The sequence below is a fragment of the Cronobacter malonaticus LMG 23826 genome, assembly GCF_001277215.2.
GTDB classification, from domain to species: domain Bacteria; phylum Pseudomonadota; class Gammaproteobacteria; order Enterobacterales; family Enterobacteriaceae; genus Cronobacter; species Cronobacter malonaticus.
On record NZ_CP013940.1, the window covers coordinates 2,244,917 to 2,266,685 of the forward strand.

Here is a 21,769-nt window from a genome sequence, read left to right on the forward strand (position 1 = left end):
AGTCCGTGACGAAAAGTCATCAAAGCGTGACATAGTATCGCTTCAGAAGGCGATGTGCAGCCGTTAGCATGATGAAAAATCAACAGATTGCGCGTATTTACCGGAGGTTCACATGGAAGGTCATACATTTTCGTCACGACAGGTTGGCGATTATCAGGTTACGGCGCTTTTCGACGGCGCGATGGCCGTGGGGTTTGAGTTGCTTGGGGGCATCGATGCGGCTGCCGCCGGCGAAATACAGAGCAGCCACGGCGTTACGCCGCCCGCTACGATAGACATCAGCGGTTATCTTATCCGTGGGCACGGCCGCGTCATGCTGGTTGACGCCGGAACCGGCGGCAAGAATAACGCCGGGGGAGGATTATCGGCTGCCCTGCGCGCCTCCGGCGTCGTGCCTGAGGATATCGACACCGTGTTCCTGACGCACGGCCACCCGGATCATCTTGGCGGCCTGCTGCGTGAAGACGGCGAGCCAGCTTATCCGCACGCCACACTTTGCCTGCACCCTGCGGAGTCGGCCTTCTGGCACGACGAGGCGCGCTTACTGACGGCAAACGAGCGCACGCAGCGCAATATCCTGCTGGCGCGCCGCACGCTTGAGCGTTACGCGCCGCGCCTGCGTTTTACGGATGACGCTGATATCGCGCCGGGCGTGCGCCCTGTCCCGCTGCCGGGTCATACGCCGGGCCATACCGGTTTGCGGATCGATTCACGCGCAGAGAGTCTGCTTATCTGGGGCGATATCGTGCACTACCCGTTTATCCAGACGGCGCATCCCTCGGTCACTATCGCGTTTGATAACGATCCGGCGCAGGCTGAAATCACGCGCCAGGCGCTGCTGGCGCAGGCCGCCCGCGAAAGGTTGCTGATTGCAGGAATGCATTTAGGCCGCCAGGGTTTCGCGTATGTGCAGCAGACAGGCGACGGTTATCGCCTGATACCGGCCTGACGGCACCGCTGTTTTCAGGCGCAGGCCGTCACTTTTCAACAGGCGTGTAGCGTAAATAACCAGCCACGCCACCACCACCGTCGTTCGGGTGATGGATGCCTTCCGTGACGGTGATTTCTGGAAAATCAAAGGGCGAAACGCCTTCGAGGCACGCCACATTCACGCCATATTGATCCGGGTTTGAACGCCGCTGGTGAAAAGTATAAATGCCGCACACCGAACAGAAATAGTGCGCGGCCTGGCGGGTATTAAAACGATACTCTGTCAGTTTTTCCTTACCTTCCAGCACCGTAATACCATTGAGCGGTGCCGACACCGTAATGGCGCCGCGCATACGGCAATAAGAGCAGTTGCAGCGGCGGGCGGTATTCAGCCCGTCCGTGAGTTCCACAGTAAATTTCACCGTACCGCAGTGACACTGGCCATTCATTTTTTTCACGCTGTATATCTCCTTGCCAAAAACAGATATTTTCAGAGGCGCGGCCCGTACGACGTAACGCGCTATTTATTGTGCGATTACGCCCGCGCTTTTACGTGTGAATATGCAGACAGACGAGCCTGTTATCGTATATATAATAGGTACCCTTTCTCTTTTAATGACATCTTTTAACGACTTTCTCTGAACCACACCTGCGCGCAAGGCACAGGCCGTTGCGTTCAGCATTCTTGCGGCGCGCTGCGCTGATTTAAGACTACACAACATTGCCCGTGCCCGTCCCGCTGATATGCTGGACAGGCAAAAGGAGGAAGTGCCATGAATAATGTGATTTACAGCATGATTGCTAAAATCTCGAAAATGGATGCAGAAGCGAAAATTCTGACGGCTCAGGTAGAAGCGCAGGCATTGCTGTTAAGCGCCATGCTAATGACCATCGGGAAAAACGGTGGGATGGAAGAGATGATTGAAGGCGTGAAAAAAGCCATCAATGCGGCGCTGGATGCAGAAGATAACGCGTTTAAATCGGATACTGAAATATTACTCAACCAGTTTAACGAGCTGTTATCGATTGCCTGTGTGCTGGATAAAGAGAAGCCGGAACTGGATATTGAGGCCTTGCGTAAACTCTCATCCTCTCTCACCAGCGATAAGCAATTCTGACCGCGAATAACCGCTACGGGGGCCAGGCCCCCGTAGCGAAGAATTAATAGAACTGCCGGATCGCGTTTTCGGTTTCCTGATCGCTCACTAGCCCGGAAAACCGTGCTACCAGATATGTCTCCCCGTCGAGCTTATAACTCTCAATCGGCAGCTCAAGCGTGGCGCCCTTTTCTCCGCTGATCCGCATGACCTGCAGCTCATCCTCCACAGCCACATGCTCAACCTGTCCGCCTGGCAAAATTGTCACGACATTTTTTGGCATTTATCAGCCCTCTGGTTTGATTAAAAATCGACCTTAACACAGGCTGCGCGGGCGCGCCTGATTTTATAACCCGCCTACTGGCAGGGGAATCGGGTGAGCGGTGCAACCAGAGACGCCCCGCGCAGCCCCTACCGCTTTCGTAACCTGCTGAGACTAAAGGCCAGCGCCAGCAGCGAAGCGGCGGCGGCGATCCACAGCGCGAAACGCACGCCTGCGGCCTCTGCGACGCCACTGGCAGGCGCTGCCCCGACGGTCAGGATAACCCCCACCAGCGCCGCGCCCAGGCACTGGCCGAAGGTGCGCATAATCGCCAGCACGCCGGAGGCGTAGCCGCTGTGTTCGCGCGGCGCGCCCGCCAGCATCTCGCGGTTATTCGGGCTCTGAAAGCAGCCGAACCCGATGCCGCACAGCAATCCGCGCAGGCTGATATCCCAGGCGGCGGCGTGCGCTGGCAGTAGCGCCAGCGCCACCAGCCCCACCACAAAGAGGGCAAGACCCGCGGTGGCGATAACCGACGGCGCATAGCGGTCGGCAAGCCGTCCTGCATGAGGCGCCACCAGAATGATCCCGACGGGCCAGGCGGTGAAGAGCAGCGCGGCGTGCAGTGCGCTGTAACCGTACACGCTCTGGAACAGAAACGGCAGCGCCACGAAGGTCATCCCCTGGCTCACAAACGACGCCAGCGAGGTCAGCGCCGCGAGCGAAAACCGCGCGTTCGCAAAAAGCTGCGGCGGCAACAGCGGTGCTGGCGCGCGTTTTAAACGCCAGGCGAACAGCAGGCCCGCCACCAGCGCCAGCGCGCCGAAGCCTGTCAGCGCCTTAAGCGACAGCGCGTCTGACGCCATCACCGCCGCGCCCAGCATCAGCGCCGAGAGCAGCGCGCCCGGCACGTCAAACGGCCCGCGCGCGGGCTGCTTCTCATCCGGTAAGGTGCACAGCGCGAGACACAGCGCCAGCGCGCCCGGCGCGATATTAATCGCAAACAGCCAGGGCCAACCGAGCGTGGCGAGCAGCGCGCCGCCCAGCACCGGCGCGATGGCCGTGCTGGTGGCGATAAGCAGCGCGTTCATGCCGAGAATGCGCCCGAGCAGCCGGTTCGGGAAAATGGTGCGCAAAATAGCGGGCGCGATGCTGAGCGTCGCCGCCCCTCCCACGCCCTGTAACAGACGCATCCCGACCAGCCACGGGAGCGACGGCGCGAGCGCGCAGCCAAGTGAGGCGAGCGTAAACAGCCCGACACCCGCGGCAAACAGCGTGCGAAAACCAATTCGCCCGGCCAGCGCGGCGAAGATCGCGAGCGTCATCGCTGCCGAGAGCAGATAGCCGTTCGCCACCCAGACGGTCTGCGCCGCGGTAGCATTCAGCGCATGCGCCATCTCCGGCAGCGCGATATTCACCATCGCGCCGTCAAAAACGGCCATCGTGGTGCTGGTCATCACCGCGATCATCGCCAGCGCGCGCTCGCGCCCCGGCAGCCCTTCATCGCCGGGCAGGTCAGTAAATAACGTCATGGTCACTCCGAAAATGTGTGCTTGCGTTCACTCTACTTTCCGGCGATACATAGCGGAAGACGCAACGATTGCACTATAAACCTGCATGAAACGCCATCTGTCATGATGACGCCCGGAGCCTGACGATGAATGACCCGGATTTAAATCTGCTGTTCGCGCTGGATGTCTTGCTCGCCGAGAAAAGCGTGGCGGCGGCAGCGCGTCGCCTGAACTTAAGCGCGTCGGCGATGAGCCGCACGCTGAGCCGTCTGCGCGAGGCCACCGGCGATCCGCTGCTGGTACGCGCCGGACGCCAGATGGTGCTCACGCCCTATGCTGAGTCCCTTCGCGAGCGCACCCAGGGCGCGGTGTTCGCCGCGCGCGCCGTGCTGCGTCCCGCGCCGCAGGAATTTGATATCGTCAGCCACCAGCAGACCTTTACCCTGCGCGCCAACGACGGCTTTGTGGAGGCGTTCGGCCCGGCGCTGATTGCCGCGGCCGCCCGGTGCGCGCCCGGCGTGCGCCTGCGTTTTGCGCCAAAGCCTGTAAAAAGCGACCGGCCGCTGCGTGAAGGCGAAGCGGATCTGGAAATAGGCGTGCCGGGTGAAATGGGGCCGGAGATCAAACAGCAGCGGCTGTTCCGCGACCGCTTCGTAGGCGTGGTGAGAAGTGGCCATCCGCTCGCCGGGCGTGACGTGACGCCTGAAGATTACACCGCGTGGAGCCATGTGGCGGCCTCGCGGCGCGGCGTGTTTACCGGGCCGGTCGATGACGCGCTCGCACAACTGGGGCTTTCACGCAATATCGCCGCCGTGGTGCCGGGGTTTCCGGCGGCGCTGGCCGTCGCGCGCGGCACCGATCTGGTGGCACTGGTGCCCGCCTCGTTTCTGATTAATCTGCCGGGCGATACCGGGCTTACGTGGTTTGAATTGCCTGTGGCGACCCGGCCGATTACCGTGTCGCAGATGTGGCATCCGCGTCTCGATGCCGATCCGGCGCACCGCTGGCTGCGCCAGTTTGTCCTGGCCGAATGCCGCGCGCGGATGCCGGAAGGCTGAACGCGGCGTAAAAAAATCCCCCTTGCGGGGGATTCGTTATTTAACCCTGCGCCGACTCCCGCAGCCGGGTTTTCAGGGCGTTGTACTCGTCAATCACATACTGCTCGGCGGCATGCTGATCCGCTATCGGCTCGACCCGCACGGCGCAATATTTATACTCCGGCGTTTTTGTGATCGGGCTTAGGTTCTCCGCCACCAGCTCGTTACAGGCGCCGATCCACCACTGGTACGTCATGTAGACCGCCCCTCTGTTTGGCCTGTCGCTCACCTGCGCGCGGGTGATCACTTTGCCCTTGCGCGACACCACCCACACCAGCGCTTCATCTTCGATGCCGAGGCGTTTTGCGTCGGCGCTGTTGATTTGCGCGTAGCCAGGTTCATCCGCCAGCGCCGCCAGCGCGGCGCAGTTGCCGGTCATCGAGCGGCAGGAGTAGTGCCCCACTTCGCGTACCGTGGAGAGCACCAGTGGATACTCCTCGTTCACCCGGTCGAGCGGCGGCGCCCAGTCGCAGGTGAAGAACTGCCCGAGCCCGTTCGGCGTGGAGAATTCCTTCTCAAACAGGTAATCGGTGCCCTGATCGGCCTCTGATTCATCACGGCACGGCCACTGGATGTAGCCAAGCTCACCCATTTTCTCGTAGGTGGCACCATAAAAATCCGGGCACAGCGCGCGCAGCTCATCCCAGATCTGTTTGGTGTTGTCGTAATGCATCGGATAGCCCATCCGGGTGGCGATCTCGCTGATGATCTGCCAGTCGGTTTTCAGATCCCACTTCGGCTCTACCGCTTTAAAGAAACGCTGAAAGCCGCGATCCGCCGCCGTGTAGACCCCTTCATGCTCGCCCCAGGAGGTGGAAGGCAAAATCACGTCCGCCGCCGCCGCGGTTTTGGTCATGAAGATGTCCTGCACAATCACCAGTTCCAGCGTCTCAAACGCCTGGCGCACCGCCGAGAGCTCGGCATCGGTTTGCAGCGGATCTTCGCCCATGATGTACGCGGCGCGCACTTCGCCATGCGCCGCGCGGTGCGGCAATTCGCTGATGCGATAACCGGTATGCGCAGGCAGCGACGGCACGCCCCAGGCTTTGGCGAACTTCTCGCGGTGTTCCGGGAATTTCACATACTGATAGCCTGGATAGGTATCCGGCAGCGCGCCCATGTCGCACGCGCCCTGTACGTTATTCTGCCCGCGCACCGGGTTGACGCCCGCGCTCGGCTTGCCAAGGTTACCCGTCAGCAGCGCGAGGCTGGTCAGCGAACGCACCGTTTCGACGCCCTGGTAAAACTGCGTCACGCCCATGCCCCAGAGGATCGCCGCACGTTCCGCGCGGGCGTACATCCGCGCCGCTTCGCGGATCTCCTCAGCGCTGACGCCGGTGATGGCTTCCACCGACTCCGGCGTATAGCCTTCAACGATTTTGCAGTACTCTTCAAAACCTTCGGTACGCGACGACACAAAGGCGTGATCCCAGAGATCTTCTTCGATAATCACGTGCCCCATCGCGTTCAGCAGCGCGATGTTGGAGCCGTTTTTCAGCGCCAGATGCATATCCGCAATCCGCGCGGTTTCGATTTTCCGCGGGTCGCAGACGATAATTTTCGCCCCGTTTTTCTTCGCTTTGATCACGCGATTAGCGACGATCGGATGCGAATCCGCCGGGTTGTACCCAAATACAAAGACTAAATCGGTATTTTCAATGCCAGTGATGGAGTTGCTCATGGCGCCGTTACCGACCGACTGGTGCAGACCTGCAACCGAGGGGCCGTGTCAGACGCGCGCGCAGCAATCGACGTTATTCGTGCCGATCGCCGCGCGGGCAAATTTTTGCATCACATAGTTGGTTTCGTTGCCGGTACCGCGTGAGGAGCCGGTCGTCATGATGGCATCCGGCCCATATTTGGCTTTGATGTCGCCAAGGCGCTGCGCCACATAATCCAGCGCTTCCTCCCAGGACACCGCTTCCAGCCGGCCGCCGCGGCTGCGGCGGATCATTGGCGTTTTCAGGCGCGGGGTGAGGATCTGGGTATCATTAATAAAATCCCAGCCGTAATAGCCTTTCAGGCATAAATCGCCCTGATTGGTTTTCCCCATTGCCGCTTCCGCCTTAACGACCTTGCCGTTATCGACGATCAGGTTGATTTTGCAACCCGACGCGCAATAGGGGCAAACCGTAACGACTTTTTTCATCGGTCATGCTCCAGAGTTAACTGCGTAAAGAGTGGAGCGGATAATGCAGAAAGCGTGCCAGCTACCAGAATGCAGGCCGCACGCGGGATGAAGAGGAAAATCACTGTCGAGGGCGCGCCTTTCGTCAAAAGTGACGTGACGAAAGGCGCGTGGCGGGTTAGCGCGCAGGCAGCGCGTCGTAGCCTTTCAGGCGGTAGTTCAGAATCGACAGCGCCCAGCAGGCGATAAACAAACCGACCACTATAAACCCGGCGTTGCCGAGATTATCGTTCACGCCGGCCACCCAATCCCAGAGACCGCCGGAAAGACCGAATTTATCCATCAGCAGCCCCAGCGCCTCCAGCCCGCCGATAAACAGCGCCACCACCACCGACGTGCCGGTAATGGTCATGTTGTAGTAGAGCTTGCGCTGCGGCTTGCTGAAAGCCCAGCCATACGCGCCCACCATCACCAGGTTGTCGAGCGTGTCGATAAGCGCCATTCCGCTGGTAAAGAGCGCCGGGAAGACCAGAATCGACCAGACCGACATGCCGTTTGACGCGCCCGCCGCCGAAATGCCCAGCACGCCGATCTCGGTGGCGGTGTCAAAGCCGAGCCCAAAGAGAAAACCGACCAGATACATATGCCAGCTTTTGCTCACCAGCCGGAAGGTGGCGCGAAACAGCCAGCTCATCGGCCCGCCTGCGGTCACGCTATCTGCGGGCATATTCAGCGGCTCGCCGCGTTTTAAGCGGCTAAAGCTGCGCCAGATACCACGCAGGATAACCAGATTCACCAGCGCCATCGCCAGCAGAAACACCGCCGAGACGGTGGTGCCAATCACGCCGCCCACCTCATGAAACCAGGCCATATCTTCTTTTACCGCTGCGGCGGTCGCGGCAATGGCGACGGACGCCAGCACCACGATGCTGGAGTGACCGAGCGAAAACCACGCCCCGACGCCACACGGGCGTTTACCCTGCTGCATCATTTTACGCGTGACGTTATCGATGGCGGCGATATGGTCGGCGTCCACCGCGTGGCGCAGGCCGTAACCCCAGGCGAGCAGGCTCGCGGCCATCAGCGCGGTAGTGTCGCGAAACGCACAAAACGCCCAGATCCAGGCGGCCAGGTTGGCAAGGCCGAGCGCGGCTACCAGGGCCAGCGCGCGGGGTGGAAGATTACGCAATTGAGTCAGCATGACGTCGTTCCTGTAAGTGATGAAAACGTGGCGGCGGCAATCGCCGCCTGGCCGAACGCCACCGCGCCGTCGCCCGCGGGCAACGTCTGCGGCAGCAGCAGCCGAAAATCGTGAAGGTAAAACGCGAGCCGTTCGCGCAGAAGCTGGTTATGCAGTACCCCGCCGCCACAGGCGATGGTGTGGATGCCGCGCGCGCTGGCGTGACGCCGCGCCATGGTTGCGAGGCCGCAGGCGAGCGCGTCGTGAAACGCCCAGGCGCGGGCACCCGATGGCGCGTCAAATGCCAGCAGACTGGCCCAGAAGGCGGGCATGTCGAAAGCATTGCCGTTAAGTGACAATGTCACAGAATGCGCTACCGGGCCGTGACGCAGCGCCAGCGCTTCCAGGCGGCAGGCCGCCTCGCCTTCATAGCTTTGCGCGTCCGGCACCACGCCGAGCATTGCCGCCACGGCGTCAAACAAACGCCCGGTCGATGACGCGAGCGGCGCATTAATGCCGCGCGCCATCGCGCGCGTAAGCGGCATCCAGGGTTTAGCGAGAAGCCCGGCGGCCTGCGGGAGCGTTTGCCACTGCGGCACAAACGCCTGCCACTGTGCGAGCCAGTTACGCCACGGCTGACGCGCCGCGAGGTCACCGCCCGGCAGCGCCACCGCAGGCAGGCCGCCGAGCCGTTCGCAGCGGTCATAATCCACCAGCAAACACTCGCCGCCCCACAGCGCGCCGCCCTCGCCCATGCCAATGCCGTCCAGCGCCAGCGCAATGACAGCGCCGCCGTCGCGCGGCCAGCGGTGCTCGGCAAGGCAGGCGGCGATATGCGCATGGTGATGCAGAACGCGCTTCACCGGCAGCCCCATCGCCTCACCGATCGCGGTGCTGCGATACCCCGGATGAGCGTCCACCACCACCTGCTGCGGGTGAAAATCGTAAATGTCGCGAAACAGCGCCAGCGCCGTGCGCCACTGCGCTTCGGTCTGCGCGTCGCTGAGATCGCCCAGATGCTGGCTCAGCACCGCCTCGCCGCCGCGCGCGAGACAAAAGGTGTTTTTGAGATCGGCCCCGAGGCAGAGCGTGGCGGGGATATCGGCAAAGCCCGGCGGCAGCGGGATGGCGTCCGGCACAAAGCCGCGCGCCCGGCGCAGCATCTCGCCGCCGGGTCGCATCACCGAATCATCCATCCGTTGCAGGATGTCGCGGTTATGCAGCAAAAAGCCGTCGGCAACCTCCCCGAGCTGCGAGAGCGCCTGCGCACTGGTGAGCGCGGGCGGCTCGCCGCTGCGGTTGCCGGACGTCATCACCAGTGGCCGCTCGACGCCCTGCATCAGCAGGTGCTGGAGCGGGTTCGCAGGCAGCATCACGCCAGTTTCATTAAGCCCCGGCGCGATGGCCTCGCACAGCGGCGGCAGGTGCGCGTTATTCACCAGCACAATCGGGGCGGCGGGCGTGGTCAGTTGCGCGCGGGCGTCTTCCGGCAGCCCTTCGGCGTGCGCCAGCATCACCGCAAGCGGTTTTGCCGGGCGATGCTTACGCTCGCGCAGGTGCGCCACGGCGTCAGCGTTTTGCGCGTCGCAGGCGAGATGAAACCCGCCGATGCCTTTAATGGCGACAATCTGGCCTGCTTTAAGCGCGGCGATGGCGGCCTGCAGCGCCGCCTCTTTTGTTGCCGTCTGTTCACCGTTCACCCAGCTTAATTGTGGGCCGCACGTCGGGCAGGCTACGGGCTGCGCGTGAAAGCGCCGGTCGGCCGGATCGCGGTATTGCGCGTCGCACGGCGCGCAGAGCGGAAAACCTGCCATCGCGGTGTTGGGGCGGTCATAAGGCATCGCGCGAATAATGGTAAAGCGCGGGCCGCAGTGGGTGCAGTTGATAAACGGGTAGCGCCAGCGCGGGTCTGCGGGATCGTTAAGTTCGCGCAGGCATTGCGGGCAGGTGGCGGCGTCCGGGGTGATTTGCGTACGCATCGCCCCGCCACCGCTCTCGCGAATGGAAAACGCGTCAGGCCGCCGCGGCCAGCGATACGGCGCGGCGCTGACGCTGTCGATACGGGCGAGCGGCGGGCAGTGCTGCCACAGCGCGGCGATAAACGCTCCTTCGCCGCCGGTCAGGCGCACTTCCACCCCCGCGCCGTCATTGCAGACGTCGCCGGTAAGCGCTAACCGCTGCGCCAGTTGCCAGACGAAGGGGCGAAAGCCCACCCCCTGCACCCGGCCCTGAATGCGTAAAATCGTACCGTTAAAGGTCATCGTCTCGTCGAAAACGCGCGGGCGCGAGGCCCGCGCAGGCTGAGCTATACCGCGGCGGCGTCGCGCAGGCGCGCCTTCATGCTGGTATAAGTGGTCTGGACATAGGCTTCGGCCTCGCGCTGATCGGCGATAGCCTCGACATTCACCGCGCAATATTTGGTTTCCGGCGTTTTGGAGACCGGGTCGAGATTATCCTGGGTGAGCTCGTTGCACGCGCCGATCCACCACTGGTAGGTCATGTAGACCGCGCCGGGGTTGATGCGCTCGCTGACGTCAGCACGGCTGATCACCCGCCCGCGACGGGAGTTCACCCACACCAGCTGGCCGTCCCGCACGCCGAGGCGTTCCGCGTCCTGCGGGTGCATCTGCACGCGGCCCGGCTCGTCGGCGAGCGTTTGCAGCGCCGCGCAGTTGCCGGTCATCGAGCGGCAGGAGTAGTGCCCCACTTCGCGCACGGTACAGAGCACCAGCGGGTAGTCGGCGTCCGGCTGTTCCGCCGGGGCGCGCCACGTGGCGGCGAAAAGCTGGCCTTTGCCGGTCGGCGTATCGAAGTGATTCCCGGCGTAAAGATACGGCGTGCCGGGGTGATCCAGCGTCGGGCATGGCCACTGCACGTGTCCCATGTCGCCCATTTTCTGATACGTCACGCCGTAGAAGAGCGGGCAGAGTTCGCGCATTTCGTCCCAGATCTGCTGGTTGTTGTCGTAATGCATCGGGTAGTCCATCGCGGTGGCGATAAGGCTGATGATCTCCCAGTCGCGTTTGACGTTGTATTTAGGTTCTACCGCCGCCTCGAAGCGCTGGAAACCGCGGTCGGCGCAGGTAAAGACGCCGCCATGTTCGCCCCAGGAGGTGGCGGGCAGCAGAACGTCCGCCACTTCGGCGGTTTTGGTCATAAAGATGTCCTGCACCACCACAAAATCGAGCGCGTCGAAGCCCTGACGGACCAGGCCGAGATCGGCTTCGGTCTGGAGCGGATCTTCGCCCATGATGTAGTAGGCTTTGACTTTGCCTTCGAGCGCCAGGTGCGGCACCTCGGTGATGCGCACGCCGATTTTGTCGTCCATCACGGCCGGATCGATGCCCCAGGCGCGCGCGAATTTTTCGCGCACCGCCGCGTCTTCGACATCCTGATAGCCGGGGAACTGGTTTGGCAGCACGCCCATATCGCACGCGCCCTGCACGTTGTTCTGGCCGCGCACCGGGCCGACGCCGACATGCTCGCGCCCGAGATTACCGGTGAGCAGCGCCAGGCTTGAGAGCCCTTTGACGACATCCACCGCCTGGCCGAACTGCGTGACGCCCATGCCCCACATAATGGTGGCGGATGGCGCGGCGGCGAAGGTGCGCATCGCCTGGCGGATCTGCTGCGCGCTGACGCCGGTGAGATGCTCAACGGCTTCCGGCGCGTAATCTTTTACCGTCTCGCGGTAGGCGTCCAGCCCTTCGGTGTAGCGCGCCACATACTCTTTGTCATACAGCGCTTCTTCGAGCAGCACGTAACCAAAGGCGTTGACCAGCGCCATGTTGCAGCCGTTATTGATTTGCAGATGCTGATCGGCGATGCGCGCGGTTTCGATTTTGCGTGGATCGCAGACAATCACCTTCGCGCCATTTTCTTTGGCTTTCAGCACGCGACGCGCCACGATTGGGTGCGAATCGGCGCAGTTGTAGCCAAACACCAGCAGACATTTGGAGTGTTCAATATCGCCGATGGAGTTGCTCATCGCGCCGTTGCCCAGCGTCTGCTGAAGCCCCGCCACCGACGGTCCGTGACAGACGCGCGCGCAGCAGTCGACATTATTGGTGTTGAGCACTGCACGGGCGAATTTCTGCATCACGTAGTTGGTTTCGTTGCCGGTGCCGCGGGAGGAGCCGGTGGTCATGATGGCGCGCGGGCCGTACTGCTTTTTGATGGCCGAGAGACGCTCTGCGGTGTAGCGAATGGCTTCATCCCAGGAGACCACCTGCAACGCGCCGCCTTTCTGGTAGCGGATCATCGGCTGGGTGAGGCGCGGCGTCAGAAGCTGGGTATCGTTTAAGAAATCCCAGCCGTAATAACCTTTCAGGCAGAGCTGGTTCTGGTTGGTGACGCCTTCGGCGGCCTCGGCGCGAACGATTTTATTGTTATCCACGACGAGCTTGAGTTTGCAGCCCGCACCGCAGTACGGACAGACGCTGGTGATTTTTTTCATCAGTAACAGACCTGTTAAAAGTGAAATCGGCGGCTTAAAAAGCCAGGGATGAGAGGCCATCGAGCGCGGCGCGGCGGCGGCGTTCGGCGCTGAGCGCTTCCAGGCGGTTGCGATCGATGCAGACGATGGCGTTAGTCGGGCACGCTTCAATGCAGGCCGGGCCTTCGGCGTGGTGATGGCAGAGATCGCATTTGTTGGCTTCGGCTTTCTCGGCCAGCACGTTGAGCCCAGCGCCGCTGTTACGCACGACCGGGCGCACCACGACTTCCATCGCGCCGTACGGGCACGCCACCACGCAGGTTTTGCAGCCGATGCAGCGCTGCTGGTGGACGTGGACAAAATCATTGTCGCGGGTGATCGCACCATTCGGGCAGACGCTGGCGCACGGCGCGTCTTCACACTGGCGGCACATGGTGGCGGTAGAGACATTCACGCCCTTGACGACATGAATACGCGGCAGAAAGGTTTGCGGGGTGAGCGCGGCGCAGTCCTGGTTTTCCTGGTGCGATACCACGCACGCCACCTCACAAGTGCGGCATCCTATACATTTACTTGAATCAGCAATGATGAAGCGGTTCATCATGATCTCCGGCTGTGGGTTGAACCCACTCGCTAATACACGATCCGTGCCAGATTTTAATTAACTGATTTAAAATGATTTTATTTTTGAGAGGTATTTTACGGGAGGTGTCATCGACATTTATGACGATGAAACTGACGGATTTAAGGCAACAAAAAAGCGGGTTTCATAACCCGCTTCATCGGTCATACATTTTACAACGTTACGCGCACAGATCTGTTTCATTGCGGGCGGCGCTGATGGTCAGTTGCAGCCCTTGTTTACGGTAGTGGTTGTAACGTTCACGAAACCAGGCGGACTGCGCCTCGCTCATATTGCCGGTGACGGCGTCGATATCGATACGGCGTCCTTCTCCATTCATACGGGCAAAACTGCTCGCCAGAAAATCAAAGTTCTTGAACGAATAAATATCTTGTCTGTTCATCAGTTTCTCCCTCCAGTTCATCAACTGTATACGATGCTGAACCGCGCTTTTTTTATTCAGAGGATTCCTGGTGGGCGGCAGGCGCTTTCGGAACGTTCTGGTAAGCGGGAGGCGTTGATTTATAAGGGTTGAGATGATGAGTGAGCGAGATGAGTCCAGGGGAATTAAAGATGGGGGCGCGATGCCTACCCACCCTACAAAAAACATTCTCACCGTAGGGCGGGTAAGCGAATGCGCACCCGCCATCCAAAGGCACTCACCTTCACCGTAGGGCGGGTAAGCGCAGCGCACCCGCCATCCCAAAGGCACTCACCTTCGCCGTAGGGCGGGTAAGCATCGCGCACCCGCCATCCAGTTTTTGATATATCAGGTCGATGAATTCGTTCCGTTCGCCACAACGTCATCTTTATATGGACGCTTCCCTCACGCGAACGTGCAAAGGGGGCTCGCCGCCGCCCCCTTTGCAATCCCGGCTCCCGGCGGAAATCGGCCCTCAGGGGCCGATTTTTTTTAGCCGGAGCAAAACCATCTACCTTACCAACTAATTAACACTCGGGGCGGAAAAAACGGTGGGTGCGCGAGGCTTACCCACCCTACAAAAAAACATTCTCACCTTAGGGCGGGTAAGCATCGCGCACCCGCCATCCCGCCTGACTACACGCCCTCCTCCACCGCCAGTGCCGTAAACCCGCCGTTGCCGGTCCACTGCGCAAGGCGGTCATATACGGTGTCGACCGCGCGTTTCACCGGGTCGGTCATCGGGTAATAAAACCCGACAATGTCGGGCTGGATGCCGAGGAAAATCACCTCGCCCACATCCTCGCGCAGCTGATCCACCAGATAATTCAGCGGCATATTGTGGGTCGTCATCATAAACATCTCTGAAATATCGTCCGGGTCGATGATGCGGATCTCGCCAGGGTTCAACCCCATCTCGGTGGCATCCACCAGCAACAGACGCTCCGGGCGCAGCTCGCGAATGGCACCAATGTCGTTTTCCGGCGCGCTGCCGCCATCCACCAGCACCCACTCGCCCTGCGGCTCGGCGCGGAATTTTTCTGCGAGCAGCGGCCCTGCGCCGTCGTCGCCCATCATGCTGTTCCCGACACACAATAAAACGTCAGTCACGATCCCTCCTCACCATCACATAGACCGCCGGTTCGCGCTGGATGGCCTGCAACAGCCCGAGCAATTCACGGCTCCACGCCTGCTGCTGCGCGTTCTGGCGCGGCAACGCCTCGTCAAACGCCCGCGCCAGCAGCGAGACATGGTTCTGGTCGATAACGATCTCTCCGTAGCGCGGCACGCCCTGCATTTTGCGCTGCGCCTCGCCGGGCGCGAGGGTGGCGATCCACGCCTCGTATTCCTCAAACGGGCAGATCAGCGACGCCTTGAGGCAGTCGATCACCCCCAGATGATGGCCTATCGCCAGGCTGTAGTAGATAACCTGCTGCGCCTGCGGCGGGGTCGCATCGTTTTCATCAACGAACTTGCGCGACAGGCGGCTAAACACCACGGTTTCGCTCATCCGATACGCTCCTGCGCCACCACCGCCTCAAGCTGCGCGACGATTTCGCTAAGACGCGGATCGTTCTCCTGAGACAGCCACCCCGCCACGCTCTGCTCGCCTGCCGTCAGATGGCGCAGATAGTCATCGGCAATCTGACGGCCGTAACGATACCCCGCCAGGCGGCGCGCGGCGCGGTCAACGCGCACGCGCAGCGGCTGAACCATCTCCGGGTGCAGAATAGCGGCGGCCTGATTGTCCTCGTCGCCAGGCGCGCGGGCGTGGATTTTCTGCTCCAGCAGGCCGAGCGCCATCGCAAAGCCGTAGAGCGTCGCGGCGGGCGTCGGCGGGCAGCCGGGAATATAGACATCCACCGGGACGATTTTGTCGGTGCCGCCCCACACGCAGTAGAGATCGTGGAAAATACCGCCGCTGTTGCCGCACGCGCCGTAGGAGATACAGATTTTCGGATCGGGCGCGGATTCCCAGGCGCGCAGCGCTGGCGAGCGCATCGCGCGCGTCACCGCGCCGGTAAACAGCAGAATGTCGGCGTGGCGCGGCGACGGCACCACTTTGATGCCGAAGCGTTCGGCGTCAAAGAGCGGCGAGAGCGTGGCGAAAATTTCGATTTCGCAGCCGTTGCAGCCGCCGCAGTCGACGCGGTAGACATACGCCGAGCGCTTGATGTTTTTCAGAAGCGAGGTTTTCATGCGCGCGATGGATTCCTCCACCGTCACGGGCACCGGAATGTTGTTGTCATCGCGTGGGCCGAGCAGGTTCATCACACCGCCTCCTTCATTTCGCGGGTCAGGTCGATAAGCTCCGAGGGCGCAAGACCCTGCTGGCGTTTGCAGTCCGGACAGGTTTCAAAGCTCGCGCGATGGCGCTCGGCGCGTTCATCGCCGTTGTGCGCGAGCAGCGCTATCGCGTAATCCACCTCTTTTTGCACCGCGAACGGCTGCTGGCAGACGCGGCAGCGGCAGAGCGCGAAGCTCGCCTGCTGGAGAAAATCCTCTTTGCGCCAGACCGCCAGCTCATATTCAGGGGTCAGGCGAATGGCCGCCGTCGGGCAGACCTCTTCGCAGCGGCCGCAGAAGATGCAGCGGCCGAGATTGAACTGCCAGTTGAGGCGGTCGTGTTGAAGGTCGGTTTCGACCGTTAAAGCATTGGACGGGCAAGCGTTGATGCAGGCCGCGCAGCCGATACACTGCTGCGGATTATGCTGCGGCTTGCCGCGGAAATTTTTATCGACCGGCATCGGTTGCAGCGGATAAGGCTGCGTCGCCACGCCGGTTTTTAAGGCTTTTTTGATAAAGGTAAACATGTTGTCTCCTGTCGCCTGCGCGACGGTTTTACCTGGCGGGTGCGCTGCCACTTACCCGCCCTACTGTCATTTTGCGACCGTATTACCCGGCGGGTGCGCTGCGCTTATCCGCACGGATGAACAGGTGAGCCGTCCCCGTAGGGTGGGTAAGCGACAGCGCACCCACCGTGGCCGCCTATTTCAGCGGCGAGTTCTTGCGCTCAATGCTGTAGCGCTCCAGCTCTTTGTACGGCACCACCTGGCTTTTCTTCTTGCGCACGTCCACCACCGTCATACGGTCGGTGCAGGAGTAGCACGGGTCGAGGCTGCCGATAATCAGCGGCGCGTCCGACACCGTATTGCCGCGCAGCATATAACGCAGCGTCGGCCAGTTGGCGTAAGTCGCGGCGCGGCAGCGCCAGCGGTAGAGCTTCTGGTTGTCGCCGGTCATACTCCAGTGAATATCATCGCCGCGCGGCGCTTCGGAAAACCCCAGCGCGAAACGGTTCGGAATATAGGTAAACCCTTCCACCAGCAGCGGCCCGCCGGGCAGGTTATCCAGCCCGAAGTCAATCATATTGAGCGCAGTAAACACCTCGTTGATGCGCACTTTCAGGCGGGAAATGACGTCGCACCCCTGCTCGCTGTGTACTTCCATCGGCAGCAGGCCGTAACCGACAAACGGATGATCGGCGCGAGTGTCGCGGGCGTGTCCGCTTGCGCGCACCATCGGCCCGACATTACTGAAATCACGCGCGATCTGCGGGTCGAGACGACCAATGCCCGCCGTGCGCTGTTCGATATTCGGCGTGCTGAGCAGAATGCTCACCAGATCCTGCACCTCGCGGCGCATCTGCTGAGCCAGCTGACGGGTCTGCGTCATGTCGTCTTTCAGCAGATCGCGGCGAATGCCGCCAATCAGGTTCATACCGTAGGTTTTACGCGCGCCGGTCAGGATCTCCGCCATCTTCATGGACGTTTCGCGCACGCGGAAAAACTGCATAAAGCCGGAATCGAACCCGACAAAGTGGCACGCCAGGCCGAGGTTCAGCAGGTGGCTGTGCAGCCGCTCAACTTCCAGCAGAATGGCGCGGATCGCCTGCGCGCGTTCCGGCACCTGAATGCCCATCGCGTTTTCCACCGAGGTGGTGTAGGCCGTACTGTGGGCGAACCCGCAGATGCCGCAGACGCGGTCGGAGAGAAACGTCACTTCGTTATAGCCCATGCGGGTTTCGGCGAGTTTTTCCATGCCGCGGTGGACGTAAAAGAGCCGGTAGTCAGCGTCGATGATGTTTTCGCCATCCACGAACAGCCGGAAGTGGCCCGGCTCGTCGGAGGTGACATGCAGCGGGCCGATGGGCACCACGTTATTTTTGGCATCGCCCAGTTCGTTGATAAATTCGTAGGTCTCTTTATCGCTGGTCGGCGCCGGGCGCTGGCGGTAATCCATGCTGTCTTTGCGCAGCGGATAGAGGCCGTCCGGCCAGTCATCCGGCAGCACCAGACGACGCTCATCCGGCAGGCCGACCGGGATCAGGCCATACATATCGCGCACTTCGCGCTCGCCCCAGACGGCGGCAGGCACGCGCGGCGTCACGGACGGAAACTCCGGTTTATTCGCGTCCACCTCGACGCGCACCGTTATCCAGCACTTCACGCCCTGCTCCATCGAGAGCACGTAGTAGACCGCGTAGCTGCCGCAAAGCTTGCGCTCATCGTTGCCGAACAGCACCGACAGCCAGCCGCCTTGCTGGTAGTAAAGAAATTCCACCACTTCCGGCAGATAATTGATTTTCACCGTGACCGTCAGCTGGTCTTTGGTTTGCCAGGCTTCATCGAGCACCACGCCGGGAAACGCCTCATGCAGCGCGCGAAGGTAGTGTTGCCCTGTTTTTTCTTCAGACATTGTTCAGTTCTCTAATCACGCCGCCAGCAAGGAGACGAAAGCTAAAAAGGCCAGGCCGAAACCGGTCCAGGTGACGCGCGAAACGGCGTTAAAGCGCAGGCGCGCCATGCTGTTTTCAAAGAGCGCGATGATAAGCACGCCCACCAGCAGTTTGACGACGGCCAGCGCCAGGGCTATCGCCATGCCGCTCAGGCTGAAGGTCAGCATCTGGCCCCAGGGCACAAACACGCCGACGAACATCTGTAACACCACCAGTTGCTTGAGGCTGACGCCCCATTTCAGCAGCGCAAAGCCCGCGCCGCTGTATTCCGACAGCGGGCCTTCCTGTAACTCCTGCTCCGCTTCGGCGAGATCGAACGGCAGCTTGCCCATTTCGATAAACGTCGCGAAGGCGCAGGCGGCAAGCGCCAGCACCAGCGTCAGGCTGTGCGCAACGGGCCACTCATAGACGCGTGCGGCTATCTGGCTGATGTGCGTTGAACCCGCCACCGTCGCCGCGACCCACAGGCCGAGCAGCAGAATCGGCTCCACCAGCACGCCCAGCATCGCCTCGCGGCTTGCGCCAATCCCGGTGAACGGGCTGCCGGTATCCAGCCCGGCAATGGCGAAAAAGAAGCGCGCGATGGCGAAGAGATAAATCAGCGTGATCAGATCCCCCGCGCCCGGGAGCGGTGAGCGAACGGTCACGACCGGCAGCGCGGCGGCGATGGTGAACATCACCGCCAGCATGGCGTACGGCGTGAACCGGAACACCCAGCCGGACGCCGCAGGCGCGACGCTCTGGCGACCCAGCAATTTGATGAGATCGCGATACTCCTGAAGCACGCCGGGCCCGCGACGATTATGCAGACGCGCGCGCGCCACGCGGGTGACGCCCGCGAGCAAGGGCGCGCAGGCAAAGAGCGCCAGCGCCTGTAAAAGAGGGAAAATCAGGTTTTGCATCTCACACTCCCCGTGAAATCACGACGACCAGCAGCACGGCCAGTTCGACCGCCGCCAGACGACGGCACAGCAGCGGCAGGCTGGCGCTCTGCCAGCCCGGCAGCAGGCGCGCCGGATTAAGGATATGGCGCAGCTGAATCAGCGGCGCGAAGGCGGCCTTAACGGGCCGGGCGAAACCATGCGCGGTAATGACCATCTCCGGCTCGTGGTCGTAGCCGCAGACCCAGGCGCTGCCGCGCGTGCGCGACGGCAGGCGATCGCCTTTAAAGAGCGTCGTCAGCAGGAACGGCAGCAGCAGCGAGCCTGTCAGCAGCAGCGTAATCACCGGCTGCGAGACGGTGGTGCTTTGGGTGACGAGCGGCAGCGGGACGGCGCGGCCCAGCAGCGGCAACAGCCACGGCGCGGCGACGCCGCCTGCCACACAGCACATCGCCAACCCCATCACACAAAGGCGCATCAGCCAGGGCGCATCGGTCGCCTGCGCGGCGGCCTGCGTGCGCGGCGCGCCGAGGAACGTCACACCGTAGACTTTCGCCATACACATCACCGCCAGCGCGCCGGTAATCGCCAGCCCCACCGCCAGCAGCGGCCCGAGCAGACGCGCGATAAACAGCGGCTGCGCGCCGAGGTTAAAGAACGCCTGATAAATCACCCATTCGCCCGCGAAGCCGTTCAGCGGCGGCAGCGCAGCCATCGCCATCAGGCCCACCAGCATGGAGATCGAAATAAGCGGCATGGTTTTGCCGATACCGCCAAGCTTTTCGATATCGCGCAGGCCGGTGCGGTGAAAGACCGCGCCCGCGCCAAGAAACAGCGTGGTTTTAAACAGGCTGTGGTTGAACAGATGATAGAGCCCGCCCACCAGGCCGAGCGCCACCAGCGCTGGCTCGCCAAGCGAAATACCCGCAAGCCCGGCGCCGAGCCCCAGCAGGATAATGCCGATGTTTTCAAGCGTATGGTACGCCAGCAACCGGTGGATGTTGTGCTCAAGCAGCGCGTAAAGCCCGCCGATAAACGCGGTCATCATGCCGAGCAGCAGCACCAGTACGCCGCACCAGAGCGGCAGCGCGGCGTTCATCAGCGAAAAGATCAGGATGCCGTACAGCCCCACTTTCAGCACCACGGCGGAAAACAGCGCGGCGGCGGGCGCGGTGGCCTGCGCATGCCCCTGCACCACGCCGCCGTGCAGCGGGATAACGCCTGCGAGCAGCCCAAAGCCTGCCAGCCCCGAGAGCCAGATGGTCGCGCTAAACGGCTGCCCGGCTGTGAGCGAACTTAACGCCAGCATGTCCAGCGTGCCGTACTGCCGCCACAGCAGCCAGCAGGCGAGCGCCAGCAGCAGCGTGCCGAGACGCCCCAGCGCAAACCAGAGCTTGCCGCCCGCGCTGTCGCCGGTCAGGAATACCGCGGCGAGCGCCATGATTTCCGCCATCACCACCAGCGCGGCGAGGCTCTGTGCCGTGACCGCGAGCATGGCCGCACCGAGCAGCAGGTTAATCAGCGCCCCGCTGGCGCGCGCCTGCCCGTCGCGCGGATGGATAAGCGTAAACAGGCAGATAAAAAATCCCGGCAGGCCGATTGTCGCAAGCCAGATGGCGTTAAAAGCGGTGAGATGCACATCAAGCTCGCCGATGTGCGTCGTAAGCGGCCCGTCACTCAAATGGAGCAACAACCAGCCGCCCGCCGCCAGCGCGAACAGGCAACCGAGCGCACCGCCAAGCCCGCTAAACAGCGCGCTGAGCGGCTTGTGCCAGGCGCTCAGCAGCGCGAGCGCAAGCCCCGCGCCAAAGGCCGCCAGCGCGCCCTGATATAAGAAAATCGCGTTCATTATTCTCCTCCGCGCGGTTGCAGCAGCAGCGATAAATCGCCGAGGTCGGCGTTAATGGTCAGCTCGCGTTTGCGGCGGCTGGCGCGGGCGATGTCGTGGTTATCGACAAGCTTCAGCGCACCGGTCGGGCAGGTACGTATGCAGGCCGGGCCGTCCGCGTCGAACTGGCAGAGATCGCACTTCACCGCCACGGCGCGCACGCCTGGCGTCCAGTCGAGAAACGCGCCGACGCGCGCAGGCGCAGGCGGTGCGGGCGGGGCTTTCGGGCTGTTGACGTTGGCCGGGATATGCAGCGGGCGGCTGCCGGAGAATTCAATCGCGCCGAACGGACAGGCGATGCCGCAGAGTTTGCAGCTCACGCACAGGCTTTCGTTGAGCTGAATCGCCCCCGCCTCGCGGGTAATGGCGTTCACCGGACAGACCTGCGCGCAGGGCGCGTCTTCGCAGTGGTGGCACAGCTGCGGGGCGGAATCTTTTTGGTTACGCATAACCGTCAGGCGCGGCCTGGATTGCAGTCCATGCAGGCGGTGCGTCTCTGAACAGGCGGCCTCGCAGGTGTGGCAGCCGATGCAGAGCGTGGAGTCGGCAATGATAAAACGGTTCACCAGGTGTTCCTCA

At 62.0% G+C, this 21,769-nt stretch carries 20 protein-coding genes; 3 read left to right on the plus strand and 17 right to left on the minus strand.

Annotated features, from left to right (window positions below; all coding sequences use genetic code 11):
• The first annotated feature begins 112 nt into the window (after positions 1–112).
• Positions 113–949 (plus strand): MBL fold metallo-hydrolase, encoded by an 837-nt coding sequence (locus AFK66_RS10635; RefSeq protein WP_007783887.1) that lies wholly within the window; start codon positions 113–115, stop codon positions 947–949.
• A 28-nt stretch (positions 950–977) separates the two neighbouring features.
• On the opposite strand, the gene AFK66_RS10640 is transcribed toward AFK66_RS10635, so the two are convergent.
• Complete coding sequence (locus AFK66_RS10640) at positions 978–1,379, minus strand: GFA family protein (protein ID WP_197344821.1); 402 nt, start codon at positions 1,377–1,379, stop codon at positions 978–980.
• A 324-nt stretch (positions 1,380–1,703) separates the two neighbouring features.
• Between AFK66_RS10640 and iraP the strand changes: the two genes are divergently transcribed.
• Entirely contained in the window at positions 1,704–2,048 is a 345-nt protein-coding gene (gene iraP, locus AFK66_RS10645; protein ID WP_007783882.1) for an anti-adapter protein IraP, read from the plus strand.
• A gap of 43 nt (positions 2,049–2,091) precedes the next feature.
• Here the strand turns inward: iraP and AFK66_RS10650 are convergent, their stop codons facing one another.
• Both AFK66_RS10650 and AFK66_RS10655 read right to left on the minus strand, forming a co-directional pair.
• Positions 2,092–2,310, minus strand: a complete 219-nt coding sequence (locus tag AFK66_RS10650) for a hypothetical protein (protein WP_007783879.1) — start codon at positions 2,308–2,310, stop codon at positions 2,092–2,094.
• 128 nt (positions 2,311–2,438) lie between these two features.
• Positions 2,439–3,821, minus strand: a complete 1,383-nt coding sequence (locus tag AFK66_RS10655) for an MFS transporter (RefSeq protein ID WP_032986236.1) — start codon at positions 3,819–3,821, stop codon at positions 2,439–2,441.
• A gap of 125 nt (positions 3,822–3,946) precedes the next feature.
• Here AFK66_RS10655 and AFK66_RS10660 point away from each other — a divergent pair, with 125 nt between their 5' ends.
• Positions 3,947–4,858, plus strand: coding sequence for a LysR family transcriptional regulator (locus AFK66_RS10660; RefSeq protein WP_023898871.1), 912 nt, complete (start codon positions 3,947–3,949; stop codon positions 4,856–4,858).
• A 40-nt stretch (positions 4,859–4,898) separates the two neighbouring features.
• Here AFK66_RS10660 and fdhF (AFK66_RS10665) read toward each other — a convergent pair whose 3' ends face one another.
• The 14 genes from fdhF (AFK66_RS10665) to AFK66_RS10735 all read right to left on the minus strand — a co-directional run bounded on the left by fdhF (AFK66_RS10665) (position 4,899) and on the right by AFK66_RS10735 (position 21,756).
• On the minus strand, positions 4,899–7,046 hold the full coding sequence (gene fdhF, locus AFK66_RS10665) for a formate dehydrogenase subunit alpha (RefSeq protein WP_080645147.1): 2,148 nt from the start codon (positions 7,044–7,046) through the stop codon (positions 4,899–4,901).
• Positions 7,047–7,203: 157 nt separating this feature from the next.
• Positions 7,204–8,226 carry a HoxN/HupN/NixA family nickel/cobalt transporter gene (locus tag AFK66_RS10675; protein WP_023898874.1) on the minus strand — a complete coding sequence of 341 codons (1,023 nt, stop codon included), beginning with the start codon at positions 8,224–8,226 and terminating at the stop codon, positions 7,204–7,206.
• Positions 8,220–10,466, minus strand: coding sequence for a carbamoyltransferase HypF (hypF, locus tag AFK66_RS10680; protein ID WP_023898875.1), 2,247 nt, complete (start codon positions 10,464–10,466; stop codon positions 8,220–8,222). The genes AFK66_RS10675 and hypF overlap by 7 nt, the downstream gene beginning before the upstream one ends.
• 44 nt (positions 10,467–10,510) lie before the next feature.
• Positions 10,511–12,661: a formate dehydrogenase subunit alpha gene (fdhF, locus tag AFK66_RS10685; protein WP_032983632.1), complete on the minus strand. Its 2,151-nt coding sequence runs from the start codon at positions 12,659–12,661 to the stop codon at positions 10,511–10,513.
• Between the two features lie 34 nt (positions 12,662–12,695).
• The gene (gene hydN, locus AFK66_RS10690; RefSeq protein WP_032968139.1) at positions 12,696–13,241 is read right to left on the minus strand and encodes an electron transport protein HydN; all 546 of its coding nucleotides are present in this window, start codon (positions 13,239–13,241) and stop codon (positions 12,696–12,698) included.
• A 202-nt stretch (positions 13,242–13,443) separates the two neighbouring features.
• On the minus strand, positions 13,444–13,665 hold the full coding sequence (glgS, locus tag AFK66_RS10695; RefSeq protein WP_007783841.1) for a cell surface composition regulator GlgS: 222 nt from the start codon (positions 13,663–13,665) through the stop codon (positions 13,444–13,446).
• A gap of 654 nt (positions 13,666–14,319) precedes the next feature.
• Positions 14,320–14,793, minus strand: coding sequence for a hydrogenase maturation peptidase HycI (hycI, locus tag AFK66_RS10700; protein ID WP_071603044.1), 474 nt, complete (start codon positions 14,791–14,793; stop codon positions 14,320–14,322).
• Complete coding sequence (locus AFK66_RS10705; protein WP_007783836.1) at positions 14,786–15,193, minus strand: formate hydrogenlyase maturation HycH family protein; 408 nt, start codon at positions 15,191–15,193, stop codon at positions 14,786–14,788. The genes hycI and AFK66_RS10705 overlap by 8 nt, the downstream gene beginning before the upstream one ends.
• Positions 15,190–15,957 carry an NADH-quinone oxidoreductase subunit B family protein gene (locus AFK66_RS10710; RefSeq protein WP_029038959.1) on the minus strand — a complete coding sequence of 256 codons (768 nt, stop codon included), beginning with the start codon at positions 15,955–15,957 and terminating at the stop codon, positions 15,190–15,192. The genes AFK66_RS10705 and AFK66_RS10710 overlap by 4 nt, the downstream gene beginning before the upstream one ends.
• Positions 15,954–16,496, minus strand: coding sequence for a formate hydrogenlyase complex iron-sulfur subunit (locus AFK66_RS10715; RefSeq protein WP_032968138.1), 543 nt, complete (start codon positions 16,494–16,496; stop codon positions 15,954–15,956). The genes AFK66_RS10710 and AFK66_RS10715 overlap by 4 nt, the downstream gene beginning before the upstream one ends.
• A 175-nt stretch (positions 16,497–16,671) precedes the next feature.
• Complete coding sequence (hycE, locus tag AFK66_RS10720) at positions 16,672–18,381, minus strand: formate hydrogenlyase subunit HycE (protein WP_007783826.1); 1,710 nt, start codon at positions 18,379–18,381, stop codon at positions 16,672–16,674.
• Between the two features lie 15 nt (positions 18,382–18,396).
• On the minus strand, positions 18,397–19,323 hold the full coding sequence (locus AFK66_RS10725; RefSeq protein WP_023898882.1) for a respiratory chain complex I subunit 1 family protein: 927 nt from the start codon (positions 19,321–19,323) through the stop codon (positions 18,397–18,399).
• 1 nt (position 19,324) lies between these two features.
• Positions 19,325–21,151 carry a formate hydrogenlyase subunit 3 gene (gene hycC, locus AFK66_RS10730; protein ID WP_032983106.1) on the minus strand — a complete coding sequence of 609 codons (1,827 nt, stop codon included), beginning with the start codon at positions 21,149–21,151 and terminating at the stop codon, positions 19,325–19,327.
• The gene (locus AFK66_RS10735) at positions 21,151–21,756 is read right to left on the minus strand and encodes a 4Fe-4S dicluster domain-containing protein (RefSeq protein ID WP_004385377.1); all 606 of its coding nucleotides are present in this window, start codon (positions 21,754–21,756) and stop codon (positions 21,151–21,153) included. The genes hycC and AFK66_RS10735 overlap by 1 nt, the downstream gene beginning before the upstream one ends.
• Positions 21,757–21,769 lie beyond the last annotated feature (13 nt).